Raw genomic sequence first — 26,681 nt, forward strand, 5'->3', positions numbered from 1 at the left:
CATTTAAAAAATCTTGGAAATTGGTATATTCTATTAACCATTTCCTTTTTCCATTTTCCGGTCATCAGATGACCTGTTAACCTACTTCAAAAAGGAGGAGTTCAAATGAAAGTCACTCTCTTTGCAACATGTTTAGTGGATTTGTTTCAATCCAACGTCGGCAAAGCGACAGTGGAGCTACTCGAGCGATTAGGCTGTGAGATCGATTTCCCGGAGTCCCAGATATGCTGCGGACAGCCCGCATATAATAGCGGGTATACGAAGGAATCTAAGGAAGCCATGAAAAAGATGATCAAAACGTTCGCCGATGCTGAATACATCGTAACCCCTTCCGGTTCCTGTGCAGCGATGTTCAAAGAATATCCGGTCCTTTTCAAAGGCGATGCCGAATGGGAAAAGAGGGCGGAATCATTAGCGGCCAAAACATATGAATTGACCCAATTCATCGTGGATGTCTTAAAAGTGACCGATGTCGGGGCGACCCTTAAGGGAAAGGCCACTTATCATACTTCATGCCATATGACACGGCTGCTTAAGGTGAAGGAAGCACCTGCCATTTTGTTAAGCCATGTCAGGGGACTGGAAATGACACCACTCCCGGATGCCCAAAACTGCTGCGGGTTCGGGGGGACCTTTTCGGTTAAGATGGGGGACATTTCCGGGCAAATGGTCGAGGAGAAAGTCTGCAATATTGAAGCTACCGGTGCCGATTTTTTAATTGGCGGGGATGCCGGATGTTTGATGAATATCGGCGGACGGATCCAAAGGAAGGGGCAACCGGTGAAAGTGCTTCACATTGCGGAAGTCCTGAATAGTATTTAAAGAAAGCGAGGAGGGGAAAACTAATGGCTATGAAAACCAGCTCTGCCAAGTTTAAAGACCGGGTGGATGAAGGAATACATAATGATTTTATGCGATTGGCCGTATCGAGTGCCCAAGAACGATTACACGGACGGCGACTGACTGCCGTTGATGAATTGGGAAGCTGGGAGGATTGGCGTTCCCTTGGGGAAGAAATTCGGCAGCATGTGCTTAGTAATCTTGATTTCTATTTGCACCAGCTTGCAGAAAACGTTTCGAAAAGGGGCGGTCATGTCTTCTTCGCTGAAACCGCTGAAGAAGCAAGCGGATACATCAAGGATGTCATTGTAAAAAAGAACGCCAAAAAAGTCGTGAAATCCAAATCGATGGTCACGGAAGAGATCAATTTGAATGCAACTCTTGAAGCAGTTGGCCTTGATGTCGTTGAAACGGACCTTGGGGAATACATTTTACAAGTGGATGATCATGATCCCCCTTCCCATATCGTCGCACCTGCTCTCCATAAAAATAAGGAGCAGATTAGGGATGTTTTTAAAGAAAAGCTTGCATATACGCAAACCGAAAAACCGGAAGAGCTTACCGCCCATGTGCGGGGCATTCTGCGGAAAGATTTCTTAAGCGCCGATGTGGGCATTACCGGCTGTAATTTTGCCATTGCGGAAACGGGCTCGATCGGTTTGGTGACGAATGAAGGAAATGCCGATTTGGTCACGGCCCTCCCAAAAACGCAAATCACCGTGATGGGAATGGAACGGCTTGTGCCTACATTCGATGAATTCGAAGTCCTTGTCAGCTTATTGACAAGAAGCGCTGTAGGCCAAAGGCTGACCAGTTACATCACCGCACTTACCGGGCCTCGAGATGATGGCGATGTAGACGGACCCGAGGAATTTCACCTTGTGATCGTAGATAATGGACGCTCCTCCATTTTAGGAACTGAGTTTCAATCCGTTCTTCAATGCATTCGATGTGCTGCCTGTATAAATGTCTGCCCGGTTTATCGCCAGGTTGGCGGTCATTCATATGGTTCCATATATCCGGGTCCAATCGGTGCCGTGCTGTCTCCCTTACTCGGGGGGTATGATGATTTCAAGGAGCTGCCATATGCCTCCACTCTTTGTGCAGCCTGTACTGATGCCTGTCCGGTCAAGATTCCTCTCCATGATTTACTGAGGAAGCATCGTGAGGTCATCGTTGAAAAGGAAAAAATGGCGCCATTTTCAGAAAAGATGGCCATGAAAGCCTTTGGAATCGGTGCGGCCTCGCCTATGCTTTATAAGTTCGGCTCCAAAATGGCCCCATCCGCGATGTCTCCTTTTAAAACGGGGGATATCATCTCGAAAGGACCGGGACCACTCAAAACTTGGACAGAAAGCCGCGAGTTCCCTGCTCCAGGGAAAGAGAGCTTTCGGGACTGGTTCAAAAATCGGGAAAAAGGAGGGAAACCATCATGAATGGAACCATCCATAATGAAGGGACTTTTTTAAACAATATAGCCAAAAACCTGGGAAGGGCTCCTATTACGGAAGGCATCTCCGTTCCGGAATGGAAGCACGCCCCCCAAAAAGAAGTTTTGAAACATGCGACACCAAATGATCTTGTCGCGGAATTGGAGGAACAATGTAAACGGGTGCATACTCAGTTTCACGTCACCGACTCCAAGCAAGTGATGCATTGTTTAAAACAGGTGATCGAGGAGCTTGGAAACGGCCCCTTGATCATCCCTAAGGACGATCGATTTTCCAACTATGGATTGGATGGTATCTTAAAGGAAAAAGATGTCCATATATGGGATCACCAAGCCGGGAAAGAAAATATCGAAAAAGCAGAAAATGCTAACATCGGAATCACATTCAGTGAGATGACACTAGCAGAATCTGCGACCGTCGTCTTGTTCAGCGACAAGGACCATGGCAGGTCCATCAGCTTCCTTCCTTCCTGCCATGTTTCCATCATTCCAAAAAGCACCATCGTTCCGCGGATGACACAGGCTGCTGCGGCCATCCGTTCAAAAGTTACCCGGGGCGAAGTCGTTCCTTCCTGCATCAACTTCATAACAGGGCCGAGCAATTCGGCTGATATCGAAATGGACCTTGTCGTCGGCGTCCATGGTCCCATCAAAGCGGTCTATATAATCGTCGAAGATAAGTAGAAATAAGGAAAAGAAAAAGGAGAGGAACCTGATTAGGCCTCTCCTTTTTTAACTTTCCATATTACTCGTAAATGATCCGATCAACCGCTTCACGATCGAGGCGTTTGATCACCTCGACAATGAGCTTAACCGCATTCTCATAATCATCCCGGTGGAGCATTGCTGCGTGTGAATGAATGTAGCGTGTGGCAATCGTGATTGCCAGTGCCGGAACACCATTTGCCGTTAAATGGATGGAGCCGGCATCCGTCCCGCCGCCTGGAATCGATTCATATTGATAAGGAATATTCATTTCATCTGCCGTGTCGGTGACAAAATCGCGTAATCCCTTATGTGCCACCATCGATGAGTCATAGATGACGATTTGCGGGCCTTCCCCCATCTTACTCATCGCTTCTTTTTCGGAAATCCCCGGTGTATCACCAGCAATGCCGACATCGACGGCAAAACCGATATCCGGCTGAATTTTGAATGTGGATGTTTTGGAGCCACGCAAGCCGACCTCTTCTTGCACAGCGCCAATTCCATAAACTACATTTGGGTGGTCGCTGTCTTTCAGCTGTTTAAGCACATCAATGGCGATTGCACAGCCAATTCGATTGTCCCAGGCTTTGGCCAGCAGCATCTTTTCATTATTCATGACCGTGAATTCAAAATATGGCACAACCATATCCCCTGGCTTGACGCCCCATTCCTTAACCTCTTCTTTGCTGGATGCACCGATATCAATAAACATATCCTTAATATCAATCGGTTTCTTCCGCGCCTCCGCTGACAGGATATGCGGCGGCTTGGAACCGATAATCCCAGTTAGATCACCTTTACTTGTAACGATCGTCACGCGCTGGGCCAGCATTACCTGTGACCACCAACCACCTACCGGCTGAAAACGCAAAAATCCTTTATCATCAATTTGGGTGATCATGAAACCGACTTCGTCCATATGCCCTGTAACGACGATTTTCGGTCCGTTTTCATCACCCGTTTTCTTGGCAATCAAACTTCCCAGGCCATCTGTCGATATTTCATCCGCAAATGGTGTTATGTATTCGGTCATCACTTTTCTTACTTCACTTTCATTTCCTGCAATTCCTTTAGCATCCGTTAAGTCAGCAAGCATCCTTAACGTTTCATCCAATTGAGCCATCCTTATACCTCCCTATAACTTACATTACAAGAATAATTATACAGATAATCGATTGCATAAACAATCAGTAGCCTTGCTTTTGCCTTTCATAGTTCACTTCATTTTTGCTTACATATGCTTTTTCCACATCCACTGCTGAAAATCCAAGCAACTCCCCTAAATGTAAATACGCAGCAAAAACCTTTTGGAAAGATGCCTCTGTCAGCTGTGTGCGAAATTCACTTATATATCCGTAAATAGCCGTAAATTGAAGCGTCAAATCCTCCTGATCCACCTTGAGGGCGGATGGAACTTCCGGTACAAATCCCCGTTCGATCCCGAGTGATAAAATGAAATGAATGCCATCCACGTATTCAGCCAAAATCGTTTCTTTATCAGATGGGCCTTTAAGACTCCAGAATTTAAAACATCTAGTTTCATTGGCAAGCTCTCCAAGCTCCACTAAAAGAGCAAGTATCTTTCGTTCCACTAAATCTTCAGCACCCAAATCATGCTTGGATTGTATATGCTCGTCCAAGGCTGCCTGCATATCCATTAATTTACCTATGTTCATTTTCATCACTTCTTTCTATCGTCTTCCCCTAAATTATATCAAATAAATGAAACTTATTAAAAACCCATACGTAAATGAAGGGAATCACTCTGTTTAAGGAGGTAGCGCCATGGTATTGATCATGCGGTTCATTCTTTTGGCTCTCATCATTTTCTTAATATATACAGTCATCAAATACCTATTTAATCCGAAAAGAAAATTAGAACTGGCACATGAACAGAAAAAGTTCTTTCTGCTCGACGATACAGCCAATATACGAAAGAATTTTTTATTGACGTACAATGGGGTGATGTTTGAAGGGGAAAAGTATCTAGGGACGACGGATCGCTCCTTCGAGGTCATCTCCATCTTCATATGGCCTAAAAAAATGGCCGGCCTGAAAGGCTTGAAGCGAAATGACTTCTTAAAAATCGAGGCAGCCATTAAAAAACAATATCCGGATGCCGTCATTGATTGGAAGAGCCCGGTTAAGGAGTTTTTACAAAAATGAAAAAAATCAAACGTAATGAAGAGCCTTGAGAAAAATGGACTCAAGGCTCTATTTTAATCATCTGCACGAAAAAATTCCTTCCAAGGGACGACCGTCTGCTTCTCTCTCAATAAATAGATCAATAAGGTTAAGGATAATAAAATGATGACGATCAGCGTTGGACTGAAATCTGCAATATAGTGGCCAAAAACCGTGTATACGAATGCTACAGGGAGATTGGTCATGAAGGATAGATAAAAATAATTTTTCAGTCCTTTATTGGACTCTAATAAGCAAAGCGACAGTAAGTAAAAGTGTATGAATGGTATTAGCCTCAGTACAGCAATTTGCCGGCTATTTAGCTTTCGATTTCCAAACAGCTTATTCTTAAGCCGCAGCAGCCTATCCTTTGTTTTCGGAAATTTGCCTATCACGAAATAAAAGGCCATACTGGACAACGTCAAACCGATTACCGAATAGATGGTTCCAAAAGCTGCCCCGAATAATACTCCGCCAGACATGCAAACCACAATGACGGGAATGAATAAAAATTGCCTTAATAAATGAAAAGTGATAAAAATCAACGGTGCAAACACGCTTCCAGATTGAACGTAGCTTATCACAAGTGTCAGTTTATCATTCATGCTCTCCCTCCAGCTACTCTTTGCTGCTTCTACAAGCATATACACTATACGGGCTACATATTACAATTGAATGAATATCTTGATCAATACGGCTATCTGAAGAATCATCAATATGGGCAGGCCCCACTTAAAAGCGGCATGCTTCGTCTTATGGCGGAATTTCTTCATCCCCAAAAAGGACCCAGTCCCTCCGCCTATGACCGCCCAAAACCAAAGTGTCCTCTCGCTGATCCGGTACTCCCCATTACGCGCTTTCCTCTTGTCGATTCCCATTAGAGCAAATCCGATGATGTTCGTGATGATCATATAAGCAGCAATGAACCATACTCCTTGCATTTTCATTCCCTCCTTTAAATATGTAAAAAGCCACCCTCTTGAAAAGAGAGTGGCTGTATCAGTCAGACTTATTTGTCTAATTGTTGTTTAGCAGCAGTTGCTAATTGAGCAAAAGCTTGTTCGTCAGCAACAGCAAGATCAGCAAGCATTTTGCGGTTCACTTCGATACCAGCAAGCTTTAGACCATGCATTAAACGGCTGTAAGAAAGACCGTTGATGCGTGCTGCAGCGTTGATACGAGTGATCCAAAGTTTGCGGAAATCACGTTTCTTTTGACGACGGTCACGGAAAGCATAGTTTCCTGACTTCATTACTTGTTGGTTAGCTACTTTGAAAAGAATATGTTTCGCGCCATAGTAACCTTTAGCTAATTTTATTACCTTTTTACGACGTTTGCGAGTAACAGTACCGCCTTTTACACGTGGCATGTTATTTCCCTCCTATTTAACTCGATAAATCGAACTTATTTAATGTTGTCTAGCATATGACGAATACGTTTGAAGTCACCTTTGCTTACAAGGCTAGCTTTGCGAAGCTTACGCTTTTGCTTAGTAGATTTGTTAGCAAATAAATGGCTTGTGTAAGCGTTAGAACGCTTAAGTTTGCCGGATCCAGTCTTTTTGAAACGTTTAGCAGATCCGCGGTGAGTTTTCATTTTAGGCATAAGGTATTCCTCCTCATTACAAATTACTTTACAATTACTTTTCGTTTTTCGGTGCTAAGATAATGAACATGCTGCGCCCGTCCATTTTTGGGTGTTGCTCGATTGTAGCCACTTCTTTACATGCTTCAGAAAAACGAACGAGTACACGCTGACCAATTTCCTTATGCGTAATGGCACGTCCTTTGAATCGGATAGAAGCTTTTACTTTATCGCCTTTTTCAAGGAATTTAATACCGTTGCGAAGCTTCGTATTGAAATCATGCTCTTCAATCGTCGGGCTCAAACGAACCTCTTTCAGACTGATGACTTTTTGATTTTTACGTGCTTCCTTGTCTTTCTTTTGCTGCTCGAAGCGGTGTTTTCCGTAGTCCATGATCCGGGCTACCGGAGGCTTTGCATTTGCAGCAACTAAAACTAGATCAAGATTTACACGAGCGGCAATTTCCAATGCTTCGAATTTCGTTTTAATTCCAAGTTGTTCTCCGTTTTGGTCAATAAGACGAACTTCACGGGCTCGGATGCCCTCGTTTACCATCGCGTCTTTACTAATAGTTAGCCACCTCCAAAGATATTGGCGAATACGAATATTTGAATAAATTCGGTCACGCTCACAACTCGCTTACAGGATATAATCATAATAAAAAAGTGTGGATGCATGCTGCACCCACACTGATAGACTCATTCAGAAAGATCCAAATAATCAAATCATGACCTGTTAACTGCATTGTTTGCGTCAACCAGGTGAGAAGCGGGTGCTTCTTCTTTTCATCAAACACGTATTCAATTCACTTTAGAAATATATCATAAACACTGATGACTTGTCAAATGCTAATTTATTCGTTTTTCACAACAAAATTAATATTATCAGACATTCAGTTATTTGACAATACGTTTTTTAAAGTAATTTGGACAAAAAATATTCGTCATGATACTTTCCATCAAAAAACAGTGATTCCCGCTTTATTCCTTCCTTTTCAAAACCCATCTTCCGATATAAGGAAAGCGCAGGGGCGTTGTTTGCGATCACGGACAATTCCAGGCGCCGTATTTCGTTTGTCCGTGCATGCTCCTCCATTTTCTGAAATAGCTTCGTACCGATGCCTTTTCCTCTGTCCTGTTCATTGATGCCGATGACGATTTTGGCGGAATGCCGCGTTCGGCCCATTTGATTGCCCAATAAAATTAGGTAACCATTCAACTCATGGCCGCTAGCAGCAACGAAGAAAACGGAAAGGGGATTTTTTTCGATTTGCTCCATTTGCTTTTCCATTTGTTTCCCCGTCGCTTTTCTTTCCCCAGGGTTGAACAGCATATACCCGGAATCTTCGACATGATTGAACAGAGCAGCCAGGTTATCCGCGTCTTTCCTTAAAGCCTTTCTAATCTCCATTTATCCCCACTCCCCCTTTGGTTACAGTCCATACTGAGCGAAGCGATCAAATGCTAAGAGTTTTCCTTCGCCTTTTTCTTTTTCTCGATGGTGTCCCAGGAAAATAGGACTATCCAAAAAAGCAGGACCGGGACAATGGCATATTGTCGATAATCATCCAATAACAATAAGATGATGATGACAAGGAATGTCGGTCCGAATAGATAAGAAAATTTCTTTTTCATGCTGACCCTCCTTTTCATTGCTGTACATATTTTCACATGATGGTTTCATTTTATCATGTCTTAATTAAAAAGAGGGACACAACTATATGTGCCCCTCTTTTTGCTTTTAACGGCTTACTTCCGCCTTAATAGCTGAAACGAAATCTTCAAAAGCGATCGTTTCGGATTTTTGTTCACCGTATTTACGTACATTCACGCTGCCTTCTTTGACCTCATTGTCTCCAACAACGAGCATGTACGGGATTTTTTGCATTTGCGCTTCACGGATTTTGTAACCGATTTTTTCGTCGCGTGTATCCAGGTCGACACGAATGCCTTGCGCTTTAAGTTTTTCCTGTACTTCTTTCGCATAATCCAAGTGCACTTCAGGTGAGACCGGGATCACTTGTGCTTGGATAGGTGCAAGCCAAGTCGGGAATGCCCCCTTGTATTCTTCGATCAAGTAAGCGACAAAACGCTCCATTGTGGAAACGACGCCGCGATGGATAACAACCGGACGGTGCTGCTTGCCGTCCTCACCGACGTAATTAAGATCAAAACGTTCAGGAAGCAAGAAATCAAGCTGGACAGTGGAAAGCGTTTCATCTTTCCCTAAGGCAGTACGCACCTGAACATCAAGCTTAGGACCGTAGAATGCCGCTTCACCTTCCGCTTCAAAGTAATCCAGGCCAAGTTCGTCCATGGCGCCTTTTAACATACTTTGTGCTTTTTCCCACATGTCATCATCATCGAAGTATTTCTCTGTATCCTGAGGATCGCGATAAGACAGTCGGAATGAATAATCCTTGATATCGAAATCTTTATATACTTCCAGAACCAGGTTCACAACGCGCTTGAACTCTTCCTTGATTTGGTCGGGACGGACGAAAATGTGCGCATCATTCAATGTCATTCCACGTACACGCTGAAGGCCTGAAAGGGCACCTGACATTTCATAGCGGTGCATCAAGCCTAGCTCGGCAATCCGAATTGGCAGTTCGCGGTAGCTGTGGATACTGTTTTTATAGACCATCATGTGATGCGGACAGTTCATCGGACGCAGGACAAGCTGTTCGTTTTCCATCTCCATGACAGGGAACATGCCGTCCTGGTAATGATCCCAGTGTCCAGATGTTTTATAAAGGTCCACGCTTCCCATTACAGGTGTGTAGACATGGTCATAACCCAGACGTTCTTCCTTGTCCACGATATATCTTTCGATTGTCCGACGGATGGTCGCGCCTTTTGGCAACCACATCGGCAGCCCTTGTCCCACTTTCTGTGAGCTCATGAACAAGTTCAATTCTTTGCCGATTTTACGATGGTCACGTTCCTTGGCTTCTTCAAGGAAACGCAGGTGTTCGGCCAAATCTTCTTTTTTATAGAAAGCCGTACCGTAAATCCGTTGAAGCATTTTGTTTTTGCTATCGCCTCTCCAGTAAGCTCCAGCGATGCTCAATAGCTTGAACTCTTTGATTTTCCCGGTTGATGGAACATGAATTCCTCGGCAAAGGTCAAAGAATTCACCTTGCTCATAAAGCGTTACCTGCTGATCGGCAGGAATCGCATCGATCAATTCCAATTTATACTCATCGCCGATTTCCTTAAAACGGGAAATCGCTTCATCACGACTCACTTCGATGCGGGAAATTTCCAAGTTTTCGTTGACGATTTTCTTCATTTCTTTTTCAATCAATGGAAGGTCTTCGGGAGTCAATGATTCCTCCAGATCCATATCATAGTAAAAGCCGCCCTCGATGACCGGACCTACGCCGAATTTGGCGTTTTTGTACAAACGTTTGATCGCTTGTGCCATCAAGTGTGCTGTACTGTGACGCAATACTTCAAGAGCATCCGCTGCGTCCTGTGTGACGATTTCGATTGTACCATCTTGTTCAATCGGACGTTTCAAATCATATAATTCACCATTGAATTTTCCGGCAATGGATTTTTTCCTTAAACCAGGACTGATGGATGCAGCGATGTCTTCAGTTGTTGTGCCTTTAGCAAATTCCTTAACCGCTCCGTCAGGAAAAGATATTTTCAGTAATTCTGACATTCAGTTTCACTCCTTCTTATTGTTCGAACAAATTACAGGTTTTTGATTCCATTACAACACAAAAAAGCCCGCCCCTGTATAAAACAGGGACGAGCTTAGTAATAAATATCATTAACCCGCGGTTCCACCCTCGTTCCAGCTTGCTTTTCACGGCAAAATGGCACTTGTGACTTGGTAACGGCAGCTTCCCGTCAGCTCATATTCGCAGAATGCCTGCTTTCCGAGCCGAAGTTTAAAGGTGGTAAGTGTTCCATGCGAATAGGAAGCTTACAGCCTGTTGGCTCCCCTCTCTGATAATCGGCGACTAGAATACCCTTGTCCTCATCATAACTTTTAGTTTTTTAATAGTATGTAGGAAATTATAATTTGTTATACGGTGAAAATCAAGGTTAATTTTCATTTTTCCACGAAAGGTCATTCAAATGCATTGAAAATGACGAAAGTGGCAAGATGGTCGCCCGTTCTTCGAAAATCCTTGAAATGGTCTGGATCAACCCCTCTTCCTTGTCATCGGTATAGATGCACAAGTTTTCGGGAGCAATCGATAAAAGCGGGGCAAGTATCACCGTATCGAGAAAAAGTGAACTTTTGGCAAGAAGCCTCCTGTCGATCATACTATTGATTTTTGGACGGTCGAGTTTGCTGAATTTTTGATCATAGAAATGAAAACCATCCCGGTTGACCAGGTGAAGCTTTCTTAATTTCGACTCCTGCCCATGAAGGCAATCACGGAGAGTGGCAATGAAATTTTGATAGTCCTGCTCCAGCTTGTATTCATCAATCGCCTTAAGGACATACTTTTCCAAAGTGTGCTGAAATGATTTTAAACGGAAGGTCGTAAAAGAATCGAATGAAAAAGATACCTTTCCAGCCAAGATGCTTTGAAGCCCTTCCTCAATCAATCGTTTCTCCGTACTGAATGCTCCTTCTTGATTCCTGGCTCTTTCCACCTCGATGATCGATGATGCAATTTCAATGATGGCTTCAATTTCTTCCCGTTCCCTATAAAAAAATTTACCGACTATTATTTGCTCCAGAACAGGAAGCGTCTTTTCTTCCAATAAAAAAGAATGAAATGCATCACGAAGCAGAATTAGCCATTTATCACCTGAAGACTTCGTCATATCCACATGCATGCCATGTTGCGGAAGAAATCGAATGTATGCTTGAAGTTCTGCCCCGAGTGGATGGGCAGAAACGAAATTCAGTAACTTCAATGCCTCTGAATCGTTTTGAAACGAAATTTGCACTACGACATCCCCCCTTCCCCCTTGCCTCTTTGTTCATGTATATGGGGATGGGGACATGTTTAGAAGTAGGATGGGCCTTGTAAAAGAAAAAAGTGACCTCCATTAAGAGACCACTTTCCTTCATCTTCTCCGATTCACGCCATCCAGCTTGACCGGCTCCGCTAAATATTGAATTCTTTCCATTATCCTGGCCGCCTTCACTTCTTCCTTCTCTCCACGCTGTGAAAAGGTTAGGTGGTTCTCCAGGCCATTCAGGTCAAAATTCGAAGTGAAAAACGTCGGCAAGTTTTCCAGCATCCTAAATTGCAAAATCGGTCCAAAAACCTCATCGCGTCCCCAGCTCGTCATGGACTCCGCTCCAATATCATCCAGCATGAGGACAGGTGCCGTTTTCACCATCTCAATTTTTTCATTGACCGTATTATCACCTATCGATCCCTTAAGTTCCCGCAAGTAGTCAGGGACATAGACAATAAGGGAAGAAATTTGCCTTTCTGCGAGTTCATTGGCAATCGCACCTAATAAGTACGTTTTCCCAACACCGAATTTCCCATATATAAATAAGCCTTTTTGCATTTTACCTGGCTCATATTCCATGATGAACGACATCGCCTTACTTAAAACACCCAAGCGTTTGTTTTCATTATCCGTTTGCGTAAAGTCCTCAATGGTCGCCTTTAAAATATCCTTCGGTACATACAGGCTGCGGATCAATTTTTCCCGTTTCCGCTTTTCATCCTCTGCCAATTTCCGCGGACAGATTTCATAATTCAGGTTCAGGGCCTTCCCTTGAACCACCAATTTGGGATAATACCCTTGCATCATATTGATGCAGCCATTCAAGCTTGGACATTTATCACATTTATTGCTTTGTGAAGTGAACTCATAAAGCTTCCCCAAGTTTTTATCAATCATTTCCTTCGTGACCGTCGAACTGTTGGCATTCAAAAATAACCGCACTTGTTCGTCTTCAAAAATCTCCTGTTTCAGCTTTTCATAACGCTGTTGAAATTGGTTTGTATTGGCCAATTTATTAAGGGATCTATTAATCTTTTCCATCGTTCATTTCACCTCCTGCTTTCCACAGCTTCCATTTCTCTTGAAGCTCGCGTTTCTGGGCATTCAATTCCGGCTGATCTGCATTCTGCTCCTGCTGTGCTTCTTCTTTTTTCTCAAGCCACTCCGGAACCACTTCTTCCCGTATCGCCTTTTTCCGGCTGCCCTTCGCAGCATTCCTGCTTCCTTGAGCCCAGTCCTGATATTTCCTATGTTCATTTTTAGCCAGTTCCATCGCCTCGACGACCGTAGAGACCTTCAGCCGTGCCCAATGGCCTGCCAGCTTTTCCACATAGCCCTTGGTGAACTTCATATCCGTTTTGAGCATGACGTATTCAATCAAGACATTGACGACACCCGGATTCAGCTTTTGATTGATCATCACGCCCTCAACCACTTTCAAATCACCGCTTGATGGCTCTGCACCGCCTGACAATTGCATTAGCCGCTCCCTTGGGGAGATCGTCTCCAAATGACGGATTAACTCTTGTTCCTGTGTTTTCGGTTCTTCTTTTTGTGTCCGTTCACGAATCGGCTGCACCCGATTGACCAGGGAAGGCATATCTGCCTGCCGTTCGATCTGATACCAGTCCCTTGCCGCCTTTCTGAGCACTTCCTCATCGATCTCATCATCCAATGAAACGGCATCCATTACTAGTTTTTGCATTTCCAGCGGATCAATGCCATATAAAAAAGCAAGTTTGGCGATCGTACTTTTTATTTTCGGAGTAAAGGCCTTTTTCGGTACGATCGATGATTTCATCCCGGATAATAAAAGGTCAAAATCAAATAAGTCGTCAAACCCCGATGGCTCGACGCCTTCCGTCCGATCGATGAATTGCTGTTCAGGCATCGGTTTCCATTCGTTTTTCGCTTCATCCGTTACATATAAAGAGTCCAAATGATCTGATGAGAATACTTCCGCAAAAGATTTAGTCACACCTTCATATTGATCGGTTAAGATATGATCATCACAAAAGAATCTCTTTAACCGGTTGAACTGTGCTTTGCCGACTTTTTTGTATAAGTAAATATTCAGCATTCCATCCGTGAAAAACTGCTGGGGGGAAAGCGGCGGGTTTAACTCATAGATGAATTCCTTCGTTTCATTTTTCGATTTCTTATATACATTCAACAGACCAATTCCTTCAAGTAAAAGGCGTGCTTCGTAAATATCACCTAACTTAAGGCCGATGGTATTCATTAATTGATAATGTGAGGAGGTTTCCGACCATAGCCTGTTTTCCTCCAGCTCACTCCATAACGTCATATATAGGCTAATGCAGATAGGTCCAATAAGAGGTTGATATAGTCGGGTAAGTATTTTCCGATCATAATCATGAAGCAGCCCCGCAGATGAGACCAAATATGAATCCGCTGGGAGCAATTCTTGCCAATGCATTGACATCTCCATTCAAACCTTTCAAAAGATGTAGTGAAAAAAGAGCCAAAGTGAATCTTCAGCTCTACTTTCTTTCTTTATTTATTAAATCTTTCAATTCATCGATAAAGACATTGATATCTTTAAATTGTCGATAGACGGATGCGAACCTTACATAGGCAACCTCATCGACTTCCGCCAGCTTGTCCATCACCATTTCTCCGACATTGTCGCTTTTCACTTCCGATATGCCCTGGTTGCGCAGTTCTTTTTCTACATAACTGGTAATTTGCTCTAGTTCCTTCAAGGGAACCGGGCGTTTTTCGCAAGCCCTGATTAAGCCACGCAGGATTTTATCACGACTGAACTCTTCCCGTGTCCCGCCCTTTTTCACTACAATGAGCGGTGTTTCCTCCACCTTTTCAAATGTCGTGAATCGAAAACCACATGCCTCACATTCACGGCGTCGTCGAATCGATTTACTTTCATCGACTGGCCTGGAATCGAGCACTCTTGTTCCGTTATATTGACATGATGGGCATTTCATCATTATCAGCTCCGTATTTTATGTAGGACTCCCCTATCTAAATGTTCCCCAAGGATTTACTTCTCTATCTTAATCTTATATTAAAAGGAACGGCCAGTACAAGTAAAAAGTGTAACTTCCAGCAGCAGGCACTTTTTGTTCTGCCCTTGGAGCACCGTTGTCAAGGTCTTTGGGCTGCAAGGAAATCCTTAGCTATAAAGTGAAGCAGGCTGCCGATTCATTGCATTAAAAAAGAGATGCACCCATGGCATCTCTGTGTATACGTGTTTTTTATAGGGCACTTATATTGGCTTTTTTCATTTGTACAGGACCTAATCCACGCGGTAATTCTATGTTTTCACGTGTTTGCGCATTCAAAGCTTCTGCAATATAATCTGCCGCAATATTCGGATCCAAGTTACCGCATGTATAGACATCGATGCTCGCATAGCCGTGTTCTGGAAAACTGTGAATCGTCAAGTGCGATTCAGAAATGATGACAACCCCGCTGACCCCTTGTGGAGCAAATTTGTGAAAGGCAACTTCCCGTACCTCTGCACCTGATTTCAAAGCAGCATCAACAAAAATCTTTTCAATTAAATCGATATTGTTCAGTTTTTCAAAGTCACAACCCCAAAGTTCAGAAATGACATGTCTACCCATTGTTTCCATAGTGTAAGCTGTTTCCATATTAAGCTTCCCCCTTACCATGATTTAAAAATAAGTTCTGATAACTACCACGGGGGAAAGTTAGTCCAAAGAGGTCCTAACCCTTTAAGTAGCCATCATGCAAACCGCTTTTGAAGAAGTTCACGATTCATAGTATATATGGTTTGAATTTTTTTTGCAACTCCAAATTGAAATTTTGGAAAGATAAACTTTATATGTAATAGGGATATAGGGAAGGTTCCAATGTGGGGAAATTTCTGTTTTCGGGTTTATCAGCGCCTTAAAGCAGCGAGGAATTGCTGGATCACTGCATTAAAAATAGCCCGCTAAAAAATTTTAGCAGGCTCGATTTTTTTCATTATTTTATTGATAGTTCGACTTCGGAAGTTTTTTTCAACTCGGATCCCACCAATTTCACAAGGTCCACTACCCGGTTGGAGTAACCCCACTCGTTATCATACCATGCAAGGACTTTCACTTTCCTGTCCCCAATCATCATCGTCGTCAAACCATCGATGATTGCAGAGTGAGGATTCGTTTTGAAATCACTGGAAACTAAAGGTTCCATCGTGAATTCCATAATTCCTTTGAGTTCATTTTCTGAAGCATCGATGAAGGCTTGGTTCACTTCATCAATCGTGACATCACGGTTTAAATCCACAACAAGATCGACTAGAGATACGTTAGGTGTCGGTACGCGGATCGCCATTCCATGAAGCTTGCCTTTTAATTGCGGCAACACTAGTGAGATGGCTTTTGCAGCTCCTGTAGTCGTAGGAATCATGCTTTCCGCAGCGGCACGGGCACGTCTTAAGTCTTTGTGCGGGTTATCGATATTATTTTGATCATTTGTATAAGAATGTATCGTTGTCATTAAACCGTTGTTTATGCCGAATTTTTCATCAAGCACTTTTGCAACCGGTCCAAGACAGTTGGTTGTACAAGATGCATTGGATATGACGAAATGCTTGTCGATTTCCAGAACTTCCTCATTTACACCCATTACAATGGTAACGTCTTCATTTTTACCCGGCGCTGATAAAATAACTCTTTTTGCTCCTGCATCTAAATGAAGAGCAGCTTTAGAACGATCATTGAATTTGCCCGTGGCTTCAATTACAATATCTATGTTCAACTCTTTCCAAGGCAATAGCTTTGGATCGCGGTTATTTATTAGTTTTACTCGGCGGCCATTCACTATTAGTGAATCATCTTCCGCAATAATGATACCGTCGAATTTACCATGTATCGTATCATATTTTAGTAAGTGTGCTAAAGTTTCAGCTGGATAGCTTGCATTAATGGCAACAATGTCCAAACTCTCATCTAATATGGCCTTTCGGAAAACCATTCTTCCAATTCTCCCAAACCCGTTAATCGCTATTCTTGAATTCATTGTTCGGACCCTCCAGAAAATATTAATGTTATACTTATTACCCTTCACATGTAATTAGTATAACATAATTCAAAGGAATTGTGCTAATAAAAATGCGGATTGTACTTATTTTTTCAACATAAAAAGAAGAAACCGGCTGGTTTCTTCTTTTTATCATAATTATATGACATGCCATTCGCTAAGTATGGTCTTCACTTGCCTCTTCGTTTCATTAATGTTCCCATTATTGTCGATGACGGCATCCGCTAAAGCCCTTTTATCGGCCAGGGGCATTTGCGAATGGATCCTGGCAAGTGCCTCCGTCTCCGAAAGACCATTCCTGTTCATTAATCGCTGCAATTGGACTTGCTCATCTACATAGATCAAAAGCGTCTTTTCCACCATGAATGTCAGCTTACTTTCGAATAGGAGCGGAATATCCATGAACACCGTTTCTTCCCCTGATGATAGTGCCTCTTCCGTTTTGAAGCGCATCCAATTCCTGACGGCAGGATGCACGATGCCATTCAATAGCAATCTCTTTTCCTGATCATTGAATATGATCGACCCGAGCTTTGCGCGATCTATATTCCCATCCGGCAATAAGATCTCATCACCAAATGCCTCCACAACTTGATGATAGGCTTCTTCACCTGGCTCAACGACAGCACGGGAAGCCAGATCTGCATCGACAATCGTGAATCCGAGTTCCTGTAAATAAAGGCTGACGGTGCTTTTCCCACTGGCGATGCCTCCTGTGATTCCAATGATTTGTCCCATAAGGCTCCCCCTTTTAACCATGTATCATAACTTGAATATACCGATGATAATCAATAGTACACCTGGAAGAAAGGTCAAATGCTGGACAACTTTATTATTTGAAAGCAATTTCCCGCTTTGAATTCCGCTCCAAATGAAAATTGAACTCATAACAGCGATGCACCCTGCCAGGATAATCGGTGAAATGCCGATCATAGCCGCTCCAACTCCGGCCCCGAACGCATCCAGCGAAAGTGCAAACCCCAGAACAAGCGCTTCAACGCCCGTAATCGTACCTGATTTATCAAAATCGGCATTCAATGGTTTTTGTAAAATATTAATGACTACCCCAAGTGATTTAATTTCAAAATTAAAGATGATCTTTTCATGATATCTATCATCTTTCAAATCTTTTTCAGGCTTAAAATACTGGTATACCATCCAGGCACCTAGGAAAATGAGGATGATGCCACCCGTTTTTTCAGCCGCCCCGATCGATATGAGCTGACTGATGAATTGTCCGATGACCATCGCAATACCTAAACTCAATGCAGAACAAATTGAGATGACCGCTATTGACCTTAAGGGGATTTTCATCTTCCGCATACCGAATGTCAAACCTACGCCAAATCCGTCAATACTAACTGCAAATGCGAGAAAAATAATTTGTAGCCACATCGGAATAATACTCCTTCCCTACTCGTTGCTACCCTAGTATATGGATGGAGCCCATCCGATGTGTTTGAAAAAACATTACCTATTTTAGCGGCTGGCACGACGGGCAAATATGTGTGCCGCGTCCTGCCACAACCATTTTTTCAAGTGGCGTGCCGCATGTTTTGCAGTTCTCCCCTTTTCGTCCGTAAACATTAAGTTCCAACTGAAACATGCCGATTTGACCTTGGGAATTAATGTACGAACGAATCGTACTCCCGCCTTTTTCCACAGCTTCACCTAACGTCGCAATGATTTCTGCATGCAACGTTTTGATTTCCTGCAACGAGAGTGAAGAAGCGATTCTCTCCGGATGAATACCGGAACGGAATAGCGACTCGTCTACATATATATTCCCAATCCCGACGACAACCGTTTGATCAAGGAGAACGGGCTTGATTTTCCTGTTGGTCCTTGCCAACTTCCTACTTAGCCCCTCGACAGTAAAATCTTCAGACAACGGTTCAGGCCCTAAATGCAACAGTGGCAGCCGCTCAAGTTCTTCCCCTTTTGCAAATAGATGCATCGTTCCGAATTTCCGGACATCCCTGTACCTAAGTTCACTGCCATCGGTGAAAGTGAAGATCACATGAGTATGCTTATCATACGGCTCTTCCTTTGGATGCACACCGTATTTCCCCTCCATTCTTAAATGCGAAACCAACGAATAATCATCCAAGGTGAAAATGAGGAACTTGCCCCGACGGCCTATTCCAGAAATTGTCTGTCCCCTTAAAGCATCCTGAAACTGTTCGACAGGTTCAGGCGCTTTTATGATCTTTGGCCAGAAGACTGACACTTCCTTGATCTCTTTTCCGAGTACGAGCTGCTCTAACGTTCTTCTGACTGTTTCCACTTCTGGAAGTTCTGGCATTGCAATCACCTATCTTTTATTATTTGGCATCAAACCATGTTGGCCCGAAAGCATAGTCCACTTTAAGGGGGACGTTCAATTCAATGGCATTTTCCATTTCCTCCGGAACGATCACTTTAAGGATTTCGAGTTCCTCAGGAGGAGTTTCAAAAATTAATTCATCATGCACTTGGAGTAGCATTCTCGTTTTAAGCCCTTCCCGTTTCAGGCGCTTATTCATGTTTATCATGGCTAGCTTGATGATATCCGCGGCACTGCCTTGAATCGGCGTGTTCATCGCTGTCCGTTCGGCAAAGCTCCTGATATTGAAATTCCTGCTTGTAATCTCAGGTATATAGCGCCTCCTTTGCATCAGAGTCGTGCTATATCCTTTTTGACGGGCCTCATGTATGCTTTCTTCCATATATTCCTGAACACCAGGAAAGCTTCTTAAATACTTCTCGATGAACTCTCCCGCTTCTTTTCTCGTGATGCCAAGACTTTGCGATAACCCGTAGTCACTTATACCATAAACGATTCCGAAGTTGACCGCTTTGGCATGGCGCCTCATGTTCGAAGTGACTTGCTCTGCCGGTACATGGAATACATCCATGGCTGTCCTTGTATGGATATCCATCCCGGCCTGGAATGCCTCCACCAATCCGCTGTCATTGGCGATATGCGCCAGGACGCGTAACTCGATCTGGGAGTAGTCGGCAGCAAAGATGATCCAATCCTTTTCGGAAGGGATGAAGGCCTGCCTGATTTTCCTGCCTTCTTCCAGCCTGATCGGGATATTCTGCAGATTGGGATCTGTAGAACTTAACCGGCCGGTCTGGGTCAATGCTTGGTTGAACCGGGTGTGCACCTTGTCCGTTTTGCCATTGACCACTTTAAGCAACCCTTCAATATAAGTTGATTGCAACTTACCAAGCTGGCGATACAGCAATATCTCCTTAACGATATCATGCTTGCTCTCCAGTTTTTCCAGCACATCGGCTGAAGTCGAATAACCTGTTTTGGTTTTCTTCATGACTGGAAGCTCCAACTTTTCAAACAGGATGGCACCGAGCTGTTTAGGTGAATTGATATTGAACGCCTCTCCAGCCAAATCAAAAATTCGGGTTTCGATGTTTCTTAAGCGAATGGCTAATTCCTGTCCCATGTTTTTCAATCGGCCTATATCCACCTTTATTCCCTGCCATTCCATATTGGCAAGGATGATCGACAGTGGCAGCTCCAGTTCCGTAAATAGGTCAAATTGCTCGAACTCTTGCAGCTTATCGATCATCGGCTCTTTCAGAGAAAGGATCGCCTTCGATTTTCTTGCGATATGCTCCCTCAATTCCGCTTCCTCAGGTATCTTCCGTTTTGCACCTTTTCCATAAAAAACATCATCTGTTTCAAGACGGATCGTACCTTGAGTTTTCGTGATTTCTGCCACTTCGTCCACTGACTCTGCGGGATTCAGGATATAGGATGCCAAAAATACATCAAAATCGATGCCTTTTATTTCGACTCCTCGATGACGCAGTGCCACAACCGTACGCTTCGCATCGAAAACCGTTTTCTTTTTTGTTTCATCCTCTGCCCAGGATTTAAACTCCCCGGAACTTAGAGCATCATCCCCATTGAAGTAAAAATTACCTTGTTCATTACTGATGGCGATCCCCATTATATCGGCACGATGATAATTATCTTCTAAAATCTCAACATATAAGGCACTTTCATCTCCAAACATGGCTTCTGTCATTTCGGCCGTGTGCACCTCTATCTTCTCCTGTTCAAGCGGTCCACTTTCCGTTACATCCAATTTATCGAGCAAAGTCGAAAAGCCAAGCTCCTTATAGAATGAGATGACTCGATCCTGATCCATGCCAGTGTACTCGGTCTCGTTCACGGAAACTTCAAGCGGGGCTTCCCTCGTTATCGTAGCCAGCTCTTTGCTCAATAGGGCCAGGTCTTTATGTTCTTCTATTTTCTCTTTCAATTTTTGTCCGCTTACCTCATCAATCGACTGCAGAAGGTTTTCAACCGTTTCAAATTGATGCAGTAATTTAAGGGCAGTCTTTTCACCAACACCCGGAATACCGGGAATATTGTCGGAAGCATCTCCCATCAACCCTTTTAAATCAATGATCTGCAAAGGGGATAGACCGTATTTTTCATGTATATGCTTTGGAGTGTATTCCTCAATTTCAGTAATCCCCTTTTTCGTGATGGAAACTGTCGTATTAGGGGAGGATAATTGTGTTAAATCCTTATCACCGGAAATGACCTTCACTTCAAAACCATCTTTTTCCGCCTGTAAAGACAGCGTACCGATAATATCATCGGCTTCGTAGTTCTCCAGTTCATACCTTTTTATTTGAAAACAATCAAGCAGTTCGCGAATGAAAGGGAATTGCTCCGATAATTCTGGAGGCGTTTTTTGGCGCCCACCCTTATATTCTTTAAATGATGCATGCCTGAATGTCGTTTTACCCGCATCGAATGCCACAAGTATGTGCGTTGGCTTTTCTTCTTCAAGAATGCGGTTGAGCATCATCGTGAATCCGTACACGGAATTCGTATGGACCCCCTTATCATTATTCAAGAGCGGAAGCGCAAAAAACGCACGATATGCAATGCTGTTTCCATCTATGAGTACTAACTTTTTATCCAAATCCGTCTTCCTCCAGTCTTACATGTTTATGTAGTTATAGCTTCTATATAAAAACGCAAAAAGCCGTCATTTTTCTTTCTCTATTCTACCATGAGTAGAAGCGGAAAGAAAAATGACGGCATCAAGGTTATTTAGTATTTCCCATTAACAAGCTGGCATAAGGGGAATCCGAAGGCAGAACGATGACCGTTTGATCTCCAATCGTTTTTTTGTAGGATTCAAGCGTCCGGTATAGTTTATAGAATTCGGGGTCTTTGGAAAACGACTTATTATAGATTTTCGCTGCTTCCCCTTCTCCTTCAGCCCTGATCACTTCTGCATCAGCCTCTGCAGTGGAGAGCAATTCTTTCACTTTCCGATCAGTATCCGCAATGATACGGTTTTTCTTCGCATCACCTTTGGATAGGTATTCTTGCGCTTTCGATTCCCGCTCGGAAATCATCCTCTTGAAGACGGATGCTTCGTTTTCGGAGGGCAAGTCAGTCCGCTTTATCCGGACATCCGTCAAGCTGATCCCATAACTGTCCTTTTGCAGCAGATCGTTGACTTTTTCGGTTATGCGGTCGTTTAAACTTCCCCTGGATGACTTCTCATCATTGATGATTTCATCATAATTCAGCTGGCCCAGCTCTGAACGAACTGCCGAATAGATGAACTCTTCCATTTTCGTTTCGGCATTCTCAAGTGTCCTTGCATTTGTAATCAATTTCTTCGGATCTTCTATTCTCCAAACTGCATAGTTATCGATCAGCATCCGCTTTTTATCTTTCGTATTGATTTCCGCTTCGGAAACATCAGAAGTCATCTGATACTTCGGCAAGGTCATGATACTTTGTATGAATGGCACCTTCGCCTTCAATCCCGGGGTCTTATCGATCCTTACCACCTCACCGAATTGGCGGACGACTTTGTATTCACCCTCTTTGACGATATAGACATTGGTGAGGATGATCAGCAGCAACGCGATGAAAATAATCAGGAAAATGCCGATTCTCACATAGCCCCTCCAATGAAAATCCCCTTTTTTCAACTCAGAGAAATCTATTATTTTTCCGCTCATTGTTTAGTGCCCCCTTCCCCTGCCGCTTTTTCTTCCGATGCATTCCCTTTATTCATTTCTTCTTCAGGTATAGCGGCTTCATCAGGGGCAGGAGTTTTTTTCGTTTCCTCCTTTTCAAGCGAGCGGAGCGGCAAGTACTTCATTGTGTTTCCATCATCATTCATAATATAAATCTCTGCATTCGGCAATACTTCCTCAAGGGTTTCAATAATAAGGCGGTCCTTCGTAATCCCCTTATTGCCCTTATACTCACTGAGTAATTTTTCAAAGACCGCTACATCCCCGCGGGCAGCTTCCGTACGGGCAGCTTTATCCCCATTAGCCTGTGAAATGAGGGCATCTTTTTCCCCTTCCGCTTCATTCATACGCTTATTTTCATATTTATCCGCTTCGTTGATTTTCGTATTCGCCGTTTCCCGGGCATCCGTTACATTGGTGAATGCTTTCCGCACTTCTTCATTCGGTAACTCCACGTCCTGGAGTTTAACCGCAGATATGGAAATCCCGACATCATATTTCTCCATTAGCTGTGACAATAAATCGCGTACATCCGCTTCGATTTGCGCTTTACCGGATGTAAGGGCATCATCGATTTTCGTGCTGCCGATGATGCTCCGTAATGCAGCTGAAGTCGTATCATACAATATTTTTTCTGGATCATCTGCATTGTATAGATATTTAGGAGGGTCGGTGATTTTCCACTGGACCACCAGGTCGGCCAGCACAATATTTTCATCACCCGTAATCATTTTGGTCTCACTCGGGTAATCCTTCACCTCTCCATCCTCTTCCTTATATCCAAATTTAAGACTGAATGTTTCTTTGGATAATTTCTCGACCGATTGAACGGGCCAAGGAAGTTTAAAGTGAAGTCCTGGTTCCGTTATCGTCTGCTCCACTTTACCAAACGTCATTATGACAGCTTGATCGGATTCATCAACCGTGTACCAGGTCGATATCGCAACTATACCTAAAATTAAAATAAGAAAGACAAGTCCTGTGATCGTATATATCCTTTTTAAGCTAACGATATGTATCACCCCTTCTTTGCAGTTATATCTTATTTACGCAAGGAAGGGCCTAAAGTTTCATAAAAATCTAATATTTTTCCAGGAAAATAGGATAGAGGGATGGTTCGCGGGGAATATAGCCAAAATTAAAAGACAGAGACCATGTCTCTGTCAATGTTTAACTCCTTGGATGAGGGGTTGTACAACCATTGTACCCCTGCATTATGAAGTCCGTTTTAAGGAATTGTAAAGGAAATGTAAATAAGAAACCCGCTACATTTTTCCTTTTAAGCTTTTATTTAAGGTGACTGTAAAAGTCGTCCCGGTTCCAGGTGTGCTTTCCACATTGATTTTACCTTTATGGACTTCTATTATATGCTTGACGATTGCCAGTCCAATGCCCGTTCCTCCTGAATCGCGGCTCCTCGCCTTATCGATCCGGTAAAACCGTTCAAAGATCCTCGGCAGTTCTTTTTCTTCGATGCCGATCCCGCTGTCTTGCACTGCAATATCGACCGTCTGTTCATTTTCAATGATATCAACGGTGACCCTGCCGCCATTTGGTGTGTAGGTCAATGCGTTCGTAATCAAATTGATGAAAACCTGTTTGATCCTGTCAGATTCCCCTTCAATGAATACCGGCTCCGGTGATGTTTTAATTTCAAGGGATACTTCTTTTTCTTTCAGCTTGCCTATAAGCATCTCTTGTATTTCGCCAAGCACTTTCGTAATATCCACGACCCCTGCGTTTAAAACGAATTCCTGTTGCTCCATTTTGGATAAATTCAGAAGCTCCTGAATGAGTTCTTGCAGCCGATCACTTTCTTTCAGGATAATCGATAAAAAGTGCTTTAAGGTCTTTTCGTCTTTTAAGGCGCCATCCAACAATGTTTCAGAAAAGCCTTTAATAGAAGTGATCGGGGTCCTCAATTCATGGGATACATTAGCCACGAAATCCTTCCGCATCTGCTCGAGCCTTTTCAATTCGGTGATATCATGGAAAATGAGGAGGATCCCCTTCCATTCATCATGGTTCCCGATAATGGGGGCCCCGTAAATCTCAAAATGCTTACGTTCTATGGCAAGCGGTATCTTCACCTGTCGTTTAATCGTTTTTTCCGTTCGAAAGATTTCTTCGATGATGGCTATGACTTCCTGATCTTTAATGACCGAATAATATTCCTGAAACAAAAACGTAGCGGAGTTCACTCGGAAGCTTTTCTTGAATTCCCGGTTGATTAATGTGGTATACCCTTTACTGTCTATCAGCAGGACACCACTACCGATGTTTTCAACAAGTGTTTCCAAACGATCCTGATTCATTTCCCTCGCTATCTCTGTTTCCTGAAGATTTCTCGCCAATATGTTCAAGGAAGTTGTCAGCATTCCCGTTTCATCGGAATGCCGCCCGAATGTCCGGGTTCCATAATTCCCTTTGGCCAGTTCAATGGCCGCCATCGTCGCCTCCTCGATCGGACGCGTATAATATGAAGTGATTTTGCTGGCAAGCATGAGAATGATGATCAAGGCCACCCCTAAACAAATGATCAATATTTGCCACATTTGTTTATTCACTTGATTGATGGCCTCTATTTCATTGCTATGAACGACAAAGCCTTCAATCTCTCCGTCCTTTTCAACCGTCTTCCAATAATAATGGAGGTCCGATTCGCCTTCGACCACTTCAAACCCTTCCCCATGCTTAAGCCCTTTTTCCAAAGTTATTTTACGAAGGACATTGGCATGGCCTTTAAATATTTCATTGGATGATGTCGAATCGTATAATATTTCCCCATTCGTGGAGAGAATGGTTAAATTCGAATCTAAAAGGGGTGTCAGTTTTGCCGTCTTCCCTTTTTCCAAAAAGGACTCGATACCGCCATGCTCCTGAATATATGTAGAAATGAAAAATGTTTCGTTCTGTATACGGTCATTGAACGTTTTAATATAATAACTTTTGAACAAGTGTCCTAATAAAAAGCCCACGGCCATCAGGACGACCATCACCAATGTGATGAGGGTATATAAGAGCTTTTTACGATAGGTCGTCATTCTTTTTTAGGCTCCTCAAGCTTATACCCCAAGCCCCTTATCGTTTTAATATATAGAGGTTTTTTTGTATCTTTTTCTATTTTTTCACGAAGATGGCTAATATGGACATCGACGATTCGTGAGTCTCCCGCGAAATCATAATTCCATACCGCACTGAGCAGTTGATCCCTGGTCAGCACTCTTCCTTTATTCTTCGCCAAGTATAAAAGTAATTCAAATTCCTTTGGAGTCAATTCTAATTGCTGTTCATCAAAGAATGCTTCGTATCGTTCCGGGAACACTTTCAATTCCCCTAATTTCAAGAGGCCATCTTCTTGATCCTGACTTGATTCACTGCCGTTCGATTGTAACTGGGATCTTCTTAAAATGGCTTTAATCCGGGCCACTACCTCCCTAGGACTGAATGGCTTGGTCAAGTAATCATCCGCCCCCAGTTCAAGTCCCAGCACCTTGTCAAATTCATCGTCCTTAGCTGTCAGCATCAAGATCGGTATATTGATTTTTTGCTGGCGAAGCTGCTTACATACTTCAAGCCCGTCCATTTTAGGCAGCATCAAATCCAATACCACTAAATCGGGGCGTATATCCACGGCAGCCTCCAGCCCTTGTTCACCATCCAAAGCTGTGATTACCGAATAGCCTGCTTGTTCTAAATTGTACTGAAGTAAGGTAACTATTGATTGTTCATCATCCACTACGAGAATTTTCTTTGACATTAGATCCTCCTGAATTATGTATTACCCAAAAGACCAATTTCTTGGTCTACTCATCCACTTCCATTATAAAGAATATTATATGAAATTTACACCTAAAAAAACGGAAAGATGTTATTCCTTATCTTCAGCAGGGTAATTATAAGTTCCAAGGACTTT

General features: G+C 43.2%; 28 protein-coding genes and 1 other annotated feature. Of the genes, 4 read left to right on the forward strand and 24 right to left on the reverse strand.

Features of this window, described 5'->3' with window-relative positions:
- Positions 1 to 105 precede the first annotated feature (105 nt).
- From QNH43_RS19740 to QNH43_RS19750, 3 genes are read left to right on the forward strand one after another with little or no spacing between them, the layout of a single operon-like run.
- Complete coding sequence (locus QNH43_RS19740; RefSeq protein ID WP_214790891.1) at positions 106 to 822, forward strand: (Fe-S)-binding protein; 717 nt, start codon at positions 106 to 108, stop codon at positions 820 to 822.
- Between the two features lie 23 nt (positions 823 to 845).
- Positions 846 to 2,276 carry a LutB/LldF family L-lactate oxidation iron-sulfur protein gene (locus QNH43_RS19745; RefSeq protein WP_283915354.1) on the forward strand — a complete coding sequence of 477 codons (1,431 nt, stop codon included), beginning with the start codon at positions 846 to 848 and terminating at the stop codon, positions 2,274 to 2,276.
- On the forward strand, positions 2,270 to 2,974 hold the full coding sequence (locus QNH43_RS19750) for a LutC/YkgG family protein (RefSeq protein WP_283918402.1): 705 nt from the start codon (positions 2,270 to 2,272) through the stop codon (positions 2,972 to 2,974). The genes QNH43_RS19745 and QNH43_RS19750 overlap by 7 nt, the downstream gene beginning before the upstream one ends.
- A gap of 61 nt (positions 2,975 to 3,035) precedes the next feature.
- Here the strand turns inward: QNH43_RS19750 and QNH43_RS19755 are convergent, their stop codons facing one another.
- Together QNH43_RS19755 and QNH43_RS19760 are read right to left on the reverse strand one after the other, a co-directional pair.
- Positions 3,036 to 4,121, reverse strand: a complete 1,086-nt coding sequence (locus tag QNH43_RS19755) for a M42 family metallopeptidase (RefSeq protein ID WP_076364802.1) — start codon at positions 4,119 to 4,121, stop codon at positions 3,036 to 3,038.
- Between the two features lie 64 nt (positions 4,122 to 4,185).
- A complete protein-coding gene (locus QNH43_RS19760) occupies positions 4,186 to 4,674 on the reverse strand; it encodes a dUTP diphosphatase (protein WP_283915355.1) in 489 nt (162 codons plus the stop codon).
- Positions 4,675 to 4,783: 109 nt separating this feature from the next.
- On the opposite strand from QNH43_RS19760, the gene QNH43_RS19765 reads away from it, so the two are divergent.
- Entirely contained in the window at positions 4,784 to 5,164 is a 381-nt protein-coding gene (locus tag QNH43_RS19765; RefSeq protein WP_076364798.1) for a sigma-w pathway protein ysdB, read from the forward strand.
- A 53-nt stretch (positions 5,165 to 5,217) separates the two neighbouring features.
- On the opposite strand, the gene QNH43_RS19770 is transcribed toward QNH43_RS19765, so the two are convergent.
- The 22 genes from QNH43_RS19770 to QNH43_RS19875 form a co-directional block, all read right to left on the reverse strand.
- Complete coding sequence (locus tag QNH43_RS19770; RefSeq protein WP_283915356.1) at positions 5,218 to 5,787, reverse strand: TVP38/TMEM64 family protein; 570 nt, start codon at positions 5,785 to 5,787, stop codon at positions 5,218 to 5,220.
- Positions 5,788 to 5,847: 60 nt separating this feature from the next.
- Positions 5,848 to 6,123 carry a DUF1294 domain-containing protein gene (locus QNH43_RS19775; RefSeq protein WP_283915357.1) on the reverse strand — a complete coding sequence of 92 codons (276 nt, stop codon included), beginning with the start codon at positions 6,121 to 6,123 and terminating at the stop codon, positions 5,848 to 5,850.
- Between the two features lie 68 nt (positions 6,124 to 6,191).
- Positions 6,192 to 6,551 (reverse strand): 50S ribosomal protein L20, encoded by a 360-nt coding sequence (rplT, locus tag QNH43_RS19780; protein WP_034309067.1) that lies wholly within the window; start codon positions 6,549 to 6,551, stop codon positions 6,192 to 6,194.
- Positions 6,552 to 6,586: 35 nt separating this feature from the next.
- Positions 6,587 to 6,787, reverse strand: a complete 201-nt coding sequence (gene rpmI, locus QNH43_RS19785) for a 50S ribosomal protein L35 (protein WP_034309070.1) — start codon at positions 6,785 to 6,787, stop codon at positions 6,587 to 6,589.
- Between the two features lie 34 nt (positions 6,788 to 6,821).
- On the reverse strand, positions 6,822 to 7,322 hold the full coding sequence (gene infC, locus QNH43_RS19790; RefSeq protein WP_034309072.1) for a translation initiation factor IF-3: 501 nt from the start codon (positions 7,320 to 7,322) through the stop codon (positions 6,822 to 6,824).
- A gap of 98 nt (positions 7,323 to 7,420) precedes the next feature.
- Positions 7,421 to 7,557, reverse strand: a sequence feature (ribosomal protein L20 leader region).
- Between the two features lie 125 nt (positions 7,558 to 7,682).
- The gene (locus QNH43_RS19795) at positions 7,683 to 8,177 is read right to left on the reverse strand and encodes a GNAT family N-acetyltransferase (protein ID WP_283915358.1); all 495 of its coding nucleotides are present in this window, start codon (positions 8,175 to 8,177) and stop codon (positions 7,683 to 7,685) included.
- A 53-nt stretch (positions 8,178 to 8,230) separates the two neighbouring features.
- The gene (locus QNH43_RS19800) at positions 8,231 to 8,401 is read right to left on the reverse strand and encodes a hypothetical protein (RefSeq protein ID WP_179085987.1); all 171 of its coding nucleotides are present in this window, start codon (positions 8,399 to 8,401) and stop codon (positions 8,231 to 8,233) included.
- 106 nt (positions 8,402 to 8,507) lie between these two features.
- Positions 8,508 to 10,439 (reverse strand): threonine--tRNA ligase, encoded by a 1,932-nt coding sequence (gene thrS, locus QNH43_RS19805; RefSeq protein ID WP_098369999.1) that lies wholly within the window; start codon positions 10,437 to 10,439, stop codon positions 8,508 to 8,510.
- 389 nt (positions 10,440 to 10,828) lie between these two features.
- Positions 10,829 to 11,689 (reverse strand): sporulation protein YtxC, encoded by an 861-nt coding sequence (gene ytxC, locus QNH43_RS19810; protein ID WP_283915359.1) that lies wholly within the window; start codon positions 11,687 to 11,689, stop codon positions 10,829 to 10,831.
- Between the two features lie 120 nt (positions 11,690 to 11,809).
- Entirely contained in the window at positions 11,810 to 12,748 is a 939-nt protein-coding gene (dnaI, locus tag QNH43_RS19815; protein WP_230303450.1) for a primosomal protein DnaI, read from the reverse strand.
- Entirely contained in the window at positions 12,735 to 14,147 is a 1,413-nt protein-coding gene (locus tag QNH43_RS19820) for a replication initiation and membrane attachment family protein (protein WP_260320610.1), read from the reverse strand. Before QNH43_RS19820 ends, dnaI begins: the two co-directional genes overlap by 14 nt.
- 64 nt (positions 14,148 to 14,211) lie before the next feature.
- Positions 14,212 to 14,673 carry a transcriptional regulator NrdR gene (gene nrdR, locus QNH43_RS19825; RefSeq protein WP_057911467.1) on the reverse strand — a complete coding sequence of 154 codons (462 nt, stop codon included), beginning with the start codon at positions 14,671 to 14,673 and terminating at the stop codon, positions 14,212 to 14,214.
- 270 nt (positions 14,674 to 14,943) lie between these two features.
- The gene (gene speD / locus QNH43_RS19830) at positions 14,944 to 15,324 is read right to left on the reverse strand and encodes an adenosylmethionine decarboxylase (protein WP_034311443.1); all 381 of its coding nucleotides are present in this window, start codon (positions 15,322 to 15,324) and stop codon (positions 14,944 to 14,946) included.
- Between the two features lie 355 nt (positions 15,325 to 15,679).
- Positions 15,680 to 16,717 (reverse strand): glyceraldehyde-3-phosphate dehydrogenase, encoded by a 1,038-nt coding sequence (locus QNH43_RS19835; protein WP_283915360.1) that lies wholly within the window; start codon positions 16,715 to 16,717, stop codon positions 15,680 to 15,682.
- Between the two features lie 159 nt (positions 16,718 to 16,876).
- Positions 16,877 to 17,476, reverse strand: coding sequence for a dephospho-CoA kinase (gene coaE, locus QNH43_RS19840; protein WP_283915361.1), 600 nt, complete (start codon positions 17,474 to 17,476; stop codon positions 16,877 to 16,879).
- 24 nt (positions 17,477 to 17,500) lie between these two features.
- A complete protein-coding gene (gene ytaF / locus QNH43_RS19845) occupies positions 17,501 to 18,133 on the reverse strand; it encodes a sporulation membrane protein YtaF (RefSeq protein ID WP_076364778.1) in 633 nt (210 codons plus the stop codon).
- Between the two features lie 79 nt (positions 18,134 to 18,212).
- Complete coding sequence (gene mutM, locus QNH43_RS19850; protein WP_076364776.1) at positions 18,213 to 19,043, reverse strand: DNA-formamidopyrimidine glycosylase; 831 nt, start codon at positions 19,041 to 19,043, stop codon at positions 18,213 to 18,215.
- A 19-nt stretch (positions 19,044 to 19,062) separates the two neighbouring features.
- Positions 19,063 to 21,687: a DNA polymerase I gene (polA, locus tag QNH43_RS19855; RefSeq protein WP_283915362.1), complete on the reverse strand. Its 2,625-nt coding sequence runs from the start codon at positions 21,685 to 21,687 to the stop codon at positions 19,063 to 19,065.
- 127 nt (positions 21,688 to 21,814) lie between these two features.
- Positions 21,815 to 22,747 carry a protease modulator HflC gene (hflC, locus tag QNH43_RS19860; RefSeq protein WP_076364772.1) on the reverse strand — a complete coding sequence of 311 codons (933 nt, stop codon included), beginning with the start codon at positions 22,745 to 22,747 and terminating at the stop codon, positions 21,815 to 21,817.
- A complete protein-coding gene (hflK, locus tag QNH43_RS19865) occupies positions 22,744 to 23,778 on the reverse strand; it encodes an FtsH protease activity modulator HflK (protein WP_283918403.1) in 1,035 nt (344 codons plus the stop codon). The genes hflC and hflK overlap by 4 nt, the downstream gene beginning before the upstream one ends.
- Before the next feature lie 252 nt (positions 23,779 to 24,030).
- Entirely contained in the window at positions 24,031 to 25,809 is a 1,779-nt protein-coding gene (gene pnpS / locus QNH43_RS19870; RefSeq protein ID WP_076364770.1) for a two-component system histidine kinase PnpS, read from the reverse strand.
- Positions 25,806 to 26,525, reverse strand: a complete 720-nt coding sequence (locus QNH43_RS19875) for a response regulator transcription factor (protein WP_283915363.1) — start codon at positions 26,523 to 26,525, stop codon at positions 25,806 to 25,808. Before QNH43_RS19875 ends, pnpS begins: the two co-directional genes overlap by 4 nt.
- Positions 26,526 to 26,681: the final 156 nt, after the last annotated feature.

It is taken from the genome of Peribacillus simplex (assembly GCF_030123325.1).
GTDB classification, from domain to species: domain Bacteria; phylum Bacillota; class Bacilli; order Bacillales; family DSM-1321; genus Peribacillus; species Peribacillus simplex_D.

Coding starts and splice junctions, on each gene's coding strand:
- coaE (WP_283915361.1), bottom strand. CDS start 17,476: ATGGGACAAATCATTGGAATCACAGGAGGCATCGCCAGTGGGAAAAGC.
- QNH43_RS19765 (WP_076364798.1), top strand. CDS start 4,784: ATGGTATTGATCATGCGGTTCATTCTTTTGGCTCTCATCATTTTCTTA.
- thrS (WP_098369999.1), bottom strand. CDS start 10,439: ATGTCAGAATTACTGAAAATATCTTTTCCTGACGGAGCGGTTAAGGAA.
- QNH43_RS19875 (WP_283915363.1), bottom strand. CDS start 26,525: ATGTCAAAGAAAATTCTCGTAGTGGATGATGAACAATCAATAGTTACC.
- QNH43_RS19740 (WP_214790891.1), top strand. CDS start 106: ATGAAAGTCACTCTCTTTGCAACATGTTTAGTGGATTTGTTTCAATCC.
- QNH43_RS19755 (WP_076364802.1), bottom strand. CDS start 4,121: ATGGCTCAATTGGATGAAACGTTAAGGATGCTTGCTGACTTAACGGAT.
- mutM (WP_076364776.1), bottom strand. CDS start 19,043: ATGCCAGAACTTCCAGAAGTGGAAACAGTCAGAAGAACGTTAGAGCAG.
- infC (WP_034309072.1), bottom strand. CDS start 7,322: ATGGTAAACGAGGGCATCCGAGCCCGTGAAGTTCGTCTTATTGACCAA.
- QNH43_RS19835 (WP_283915360.1), bottom strand. CDS start 16,717: ATGAATTCAAGAATAGCGATTAACGGGTTTGGGAGAATTGGAAGAATG.
- QNH43_RS19775 (WP_283915357.1), bottom strand. CDS start 6,123: ATGCAAGGAGTATGGTTCATTGCTGCTTATATGATCATCACGAACATC.
- QNH43_RS19800 (WP_179085987.1), bottom strand. CDS start 8,401: ATGAAAAAGAAATTTTCTTATCTATTCGGACCGACATTCCTTGTCATC.
- QNH43_RS19795 (WP_283915358.1), bottom strand. CDS start 8,177: ATGGAGATTAGAAAGGCTTTAAGGAAAGACGCGGATAACCTGGCTGCT.
- hflC (WP_076364772.1), bottom strand. CDS start 22,747: ATGAGCGGAAAAATAATAGATTTCTCTGAGTTGAAAAAAGGGGATTTT.
- pnpS (WP_076364770.1), bottom strand. CDS start 25,809: ATGACGACCTATCGTAAAAAGCTCTTATATACCCTCATCACATTGGTG.
- rpmI (WP_034309070.1), bottom strand. CDS start 6,787: ATGCCTAAAATGAAAACTCACCGCGGATCTGCTAAACGTTTCAAAAAG.
- nrdR (WP_057911467.1), bottom strand. CDS start 14,673: ATGAAATGCCCATCATGTCAATATAACGGAACAAGAGTGCTCGATTCC.
- QNH43_RS19760 (WP_283915355.1), bottom strand. CDS start 4,674: ATGAACATAGGTAAATTAATGGATATGCAGGCAGCCTTGGACGAGCAT.
- rplT (WP_034309067.1), bottom strand. CDS start 6,551: ATGCCACGTGTAAAAGGCGGTACTGTTACTCGCAAACGTCGTAAAAAG.
- dnaI (WP_230303450.1), bottom strand. CDS start 12,748: ATGGAAAAGATTAATAGATCCCTTAATAAATTGGCCAATACAAACCAA.
- QNH43_RS19820 (WP_260320610.1), bottom strand. CDS start 14,147: ATGCATTGGCAAGAATTGCTCCCAGCGGATTCATATTTGGTCTCATCT.
- speD (WP_034311443.1), bottom strand. CDS start 15,324: ATGGAAACAATGGGTAGACATGTCATTTCTGAACTTTGGGGTTGTGAC.
- QNH43_RS19770 (WP_283915356.1), bottom strand. CDS start 5,787: ATGAATGATAAACTGACACTTGTGATAAGCTACGTTCAATCTGGAAGC.
- QNH43_RS19745 (WP_283915354.1), top strand. CDS start 846: ATGGCTATGAAAACCAGCTCTGCCAAGTTTAAAGACCGGGTGGATGAA.
- ytaF (WP_076364778.1), bottom strand. CDS start 18,133: ATGTGGCTACAAATTATTTTTCTCGCATTTGCAGTTAGTATTGACGGA.